This is a genomic window from Pseudomonas sp. AGC41, assembly GCF_057334555.1.
The window spans coordinates 1-4,540 of sequence record NZ_JBHFJB010000106.1 but is presented as its reverse complement, the minus strand read 5'-3'; the positions used below and the strand labels follow the sequence as shown (position 1 = coordinate 4,540).

The following is a 4,540-nucleotide window of genomic DNA, read 5'->3' as shown; positions in this document are numbered from 1 at the left end:
CCCCCCAAGGCCGCGCACCGGATCCAGCGGAAACAACCCGACAATTCGCATCACCAGCATTTCCCCCACCCGCTGATCCTCCCGCAACCCCAACGACCGGCTCATTTCACCTCTCCCAGATCAAAACTCATCGCGGCCGCCGGCTTCGCGCCCACCCCGTACCAATCCAGCTTGCGGGTCAGCACCATGAACACCCCCAGCAGGCCGAACAGCAGCAACGAACCCATCAACAGCGCGTAGTCTTCGGCGCTCAACAGGCCATAAAGCAATCCGTACAACCCCGCCAACCCCGCCGAAAATCCCAGGCCGTGACTGACGCTGCGCAGCACATGGCAGACGTAAAACCCGATCAGCACCACGCAGGCACTCGCCGATACCAGGTACGCCAGGGTGAAACCGATGTGCTCCGACAGCGACAACAGCAGCAGGTAGAAGAACGCCAGCGCCACGCCGACCAATGCGTACTGGACCGGGTGCACCGCGAGGCTCTTGAGCACTTCGAAGAGAAAGAACCCGGCGAAGGTCAGCGCGATGAACAGCAGCGCATATTTGATCGCCCGGTCGCTCTTCAGGTACTGGTCCACCGGATCGACGAAACTTACACCGAACGCACGACTGCGGAACGCTTCGCAACCATCGCTGGGATCGCAGGCTTGCAGCGTTTCCAGAAGGTTGGTGGAGAAAAACGAGGTCTGCCAGTCGGCATTGAAGCCCTGTTCATTGATCTCGCGATTCACCGGCAGGTAATTGCCGATGAAGCTCGGGTGCGGCCAATCGGCGGACAGGTGCACCTTGGTGGACTTGCCCACCGGCAGGATCTGCAGTTCGCCGGTGCCTTGCAGGCGCAAGTCGAAACCGAAGGTCAGCTCGGGACTGCCCTGGGCGGTGATCATCGGCAACGGCACATGGACGCCCTGCCCCAGCCAGCCAAGCCGCGAACCGGGAAGGAAGTCGACGGTCTGTTGGTTCAGCGTCAGGGTCAATGCGTTCTCGATGCCACGAATATCACTGATGCCGACGCTCAGGTACGGCTCGTCAAAGCGGTAATCGGCGAAATCCTTCGGCGCGACGCCATAACGTTCCGGCACTTTGAAGCGGCCATCGATCCGGTTGTCGGCATGAAACAAGCGCGCTTCGTAGATGCCCCTGGCGCGGGTTTCGGTGCGGATCTGGCCGTCGAGTTCGAATTGCTCCGGGAGGAAATACAACTCGCCCGTTTGCTCGACGGTTTCGAGGAAACGCACGCCGGTCTTCTCGTTGGTATTCCAGACCTTCACGTCCTTGCGAAACGGCACCACGATCATCGGTCCGATCAACTGCTGGCTATGGCTGGAACTGCGGGCGATGTCCTGCAACACCCCGTCGCGCAGCTCCTGGCGCTCATCGATAAGGCCGCTGATCATCAATAGCGGGATCATCAACAAGAGAATCAAGAGGGCAATCATGCCCAGTTTTATGGCGAGGCTGCGGTTCATGTGGGGCTCTCCCTGTTCGAATGAGGGAGAGTCTGGCGCGGCTGTGTGGGCGGTTTATGCGGGGAATGTGGAGATTGTGTGGAGACAGGCCCGACGGCAGCTGAACTGTGGGAACGAGCCTGCTCGCGATAGCGGACTGTCTGGGCGATGATGTTGGATGGGCCACTGTCTTCGCGAGCAGGCTCGCTCCCACATAGGAGTGCTTTTTCAAATGGATTTTGTGGTGTCAGGGCAACCGCAGTACCACTTCCACCCCACCCTCGACATTACCGATGCCAAATTCCCCCCCATGCAACTGCACCACTTCCTCGACGAAGTTGAGCCCCAGGCCTGTGCTCTTGCGTCCGGTGCCAGGGCGCGGCAAGGAATAAAACCGCTCGCTCAGGCGCGGCAGTGCGTAGTCGGGAATCGGCTCGGCCTGGTTGAACAGACGGATCTCGACGCGGCTGCCCAGGCGCTCGGCGCTGATGCGCAACAGGCCTTCGACAGGGGTGAAGTCCAAGGCGTTTTCCAGCAAGTTGCCCAATGCCTGGCGCAGCAGGAATGCCTCCCCGGTCAGCGTCAGATCAGCGGGGATGTGTCGCTCCACGCGCAATTGACGGCTTTCGATCCAGCCGCCGCGAGCCTCCAGCAATTCATCGAGCAACGCCGCCAACGGAACCGCGACGATATCCTCCAACCCCTGGCGCTGCTCGACCTGGGCCAGGTTGAGCAGGCGCTCGATCAACTGCTGCATGCGCGCGCTTTCGCTGTCGATGTTGCTGACGAACCGCTGGTGCTGGGCGGCGGGCATGTCGCTCTGCAGCAGCTCGGCGGCGCCGCGAATGGCGGCCAGCGGGCTCTTCAGCTCATGGGTCAAGGTGTGCACATACCGCTCGACGTAGGCCTTGCCCTCGAGCTGGGTGCGCATGTGTTCGACGGCGCCCGCCAGTTGCTCGAATTCGCCGCCGCGATAATGCGGCACTTCCACCCGTCGGCCCTGGCTGACCGCCTGGGCATAACGAGTCAAACGGCGCAACGCCGCGCTGAGCCACCAGGACAGCAAGGCGCCCAGCAACAGGCCCAGGCCGATCAACCCGGCCCCATACGCCAGCAGGCGCCGCTCCGTGCGGTCGATGTAAGGTTGCAACGAGCTGTTGGGCTTGGCCACCGTGACCACGCCGATGATTCTTCCGTTGTCGCGGATCGGTGCCCCGACATGCATCACCGACGACGCCGGATCGTCCGGATCGTTGCGGGTCGAACGAGCGCCATAATGGCCGCGCAAGGTCAGGTAGACGTCATTCCATCGCGAATAATCCTGGCCCACCGCCACGCCACTGGAATCGAGCACGACAATGCCATTGGCATCCGTGACGTAGATCCGATGGTTGACCTGGTTTTTTGGCAAGCCCCAGATCGTCGCCGCCGGCTGGCGTTCGCCATAGGACCTGAGCAATTGCGGCCAGCGGTTCTGGTTGAGTGTCCCGGCCTTGAAATCGTCCCGCAGGATTTCGGCCATCAGGTTGGCCGTGTCCACCAGGGTTTCCTCGGTCGACTGACGCACGCCGGGACGGATCTCTTCCATCACTGTATTGAGCACGAAATACCCGGCCAGGCCGATGAACAGCACGTAAGCCAGGAAAATCCGGATACCCAGCGACATCAGCTGTGGCCCGGGCTGTAGCTGTAACCGAGGCCCCGGTGGGTCTGGATCGGTTCGGCCTCGGCGCGGACCAGACGCAACTTGGCACGCAGGCTCTTGATGTGGCTGTCGATGCTGCGCTCGTAGCCGGCATCGCTGGCCACGCCCAAGGCATCGAGCAACTGCTCGCGACTGAAGACCCGCTCAGGCTGCTCCAGCAGGCAGTTCAACAGGCGAAATTCATGACGAGTGAGGTTCAACGGTTTGCCGCGATAGCTGATCTGCACGCGCTCGCTGTCCACCTGGAACAACGCCGAAACCGTTTCCGCGAAGGGCCGCGGCGCCACGCGTTTGAGAATCGCGCGAACCCTGGCGGCAACTTCGCGAGGGCTGAAGGGCTTGACCACGTAATCATCGGCGCCAATCTCCAGGCCCACCACCCGGTCAATCTCGCCATCCCGAGCCGTAAGAAAAATTACCGGAACGTCGCTGAAACGTCTGAGATTCTTGCAAGTCTCGAAACCGCTGATATCCGGCAGGCCCACATCGAGAATAATCAGGTCCGCCGGAGTCTTCTGCTGATGTTCCAGAGCCGCGGCTCCCAGGCTCAACCAAGTGGTGTCAAAGCCCTCGCCCTGCAGCGCAAACACCAGCGTATCAGCGATGGCGGCTTCGTCTTCGACAATCAGAATATGAGGCATGGCAACCGGGCCCGACAGTAAAGTTGCCGGAACGGTGCCCCAAGCCTCGGGACACGTCAATCGGGGAAATCAACAGTCCGGTTTATCCGCGGTAAACCGTCGCGCCGGGTTCACCGCCGCGTCGAACTCACGCAAGGCCTTGGCACCAATCAGCAACGGGTAGTTGAAACTGCTGCGGTCGGTCAGGTTGACCTCGACGGTGCGCTTGACATTACCCAGGCACATTGCCAGTTCCACCACCGGACGCTTGCTGGGGGCGATCTTTTCGTCGTCGTCCTCGTCCTCTTCGGAACGGGTCTTGATCTTGCTGATGCGGGCGACCTTGTGTTCGTAGATCTTGTTGCTCGCGTCCTTGGTCGCCAGGCGGAAACGTACCCAGTCATCGCCGTCACGGGTAAACGTCTCGATGTCCTTGGCCGACAGCGAGGCGGTCAATGCGCCGGTGTCCATCTTGGCCTTGAGCACTTCACCGCCGATTTCCGGCAACGCGATGTATTCGTAGCGCCCATAGAGGGTCGGTTCGGCGGCGAGCACGGGAAGGGCCACCAGGGAAAGCAGGGCTAAAACGGATTTCATGTAAGGGGCTTCCGTTGTGGGAGTGGGATTTTAGACCGTGGTCAACGAATTCGTTCGGTACAGCGCACCGTGGCGAGGGAGCTTGCTCCCGCTCGGCTGCGCGGCAGCCGCACAGCTGTTTCTTCATCGCCACCAGCCGGGGCCGCTTCGCAGCCCAGCGGGAG

At 61.4% G+C, this 4,540-nt stretch carries 4 protein-coding genes; all 4 read right to left on the bottom strand.

Annotation, left to right across the window (positions count from 1 at the left end; translation table 11 throughout):
* Positions 1–101 precede the first annotated feature (101 nt).
* Positions 102–1,475, bottom strand: a complete 1,374-nt coding sequence (creD, locus tag ACE04F_RS18420) for a cell envelope integrity protein CreD (protein WP_486104473.1) — start codon at positions 1,473–1,475, stop codon at positions 102–104.
* A 226-nt stretch (positions 1,476–1,701) separates the two neighbouring features.
* Entirely contained in the window at positions 1,702–3,120 is a 1,419-nt protein-coding gene (gene creC / locus ACE04F_RS18415; protein WP_486104471.1) for a two-component system sensor histidine kinase CreC, read from the bottom strand.
* Positions 3,120–3,800 carry a two-component system response regulator CreB gene (gene creB, locus ACE04F_RS18410; RefSeq protein ID WP_486104469.1) on the bottom strand — a complete coding sequence of 227 codons (681 nt, stop codon included), beginning with the start codon at positions 3,798–3,800 and terminating at the stop codon, positions 3,120–3,122. Before creB ends, creC begins: the two co-directional genes overlap by 1 nt.
* A 69-nt stretch (positions 3,801–3,869) precedes the next feature.
* The gene (gene rloA2, locus ACE04F_RS18405; protein WP_486104467.1) at positions 3,870–4,376 is read right to left on the bottom strand and encodes a retropepsin-like aspartic peptidase RloA2; all 507 of its coding nucleotides are present in this window, start codon (positions 4,374–4,376) and stop codon (positions 3,870–3,872) included.
* Between the last annotated feature and the right edge of the window lie 164 nt (positions 4,377–4,540).

What these genes read in the sequence shown, in the direction of transcription:
- creD (WP_486104473.1), bottom strand. Translation starts at nt 1,475, where the DNA reads ATGAACCGCAGCCTCGCCATAAAACTGGGCATGATTGCCCTCTTGATT.
- creC (WP_486104471.1), bottom strand. Translation starts at nt 3,120, where the DNA reads ATGTCGCTGGGTATCCGGATTTTCCTGGCTTACGTGCTGTTCATCGGC.
- creB (WP_486104469.1), bottom strand. Translation starts at nt 3,800, where the DNA reads ATGCCTCATATTCTGATTGTCGAAGACGAAGCCGCCATCGCTGATACG.
- rloA2 (WP_486104467.1), bottom strand. Translation starts at nt 4,376, where the DNA reads ATGAAATCCGTTTTAGCCCTGCTTTCCCTGGTGGCCCTTCCCGTGCTC.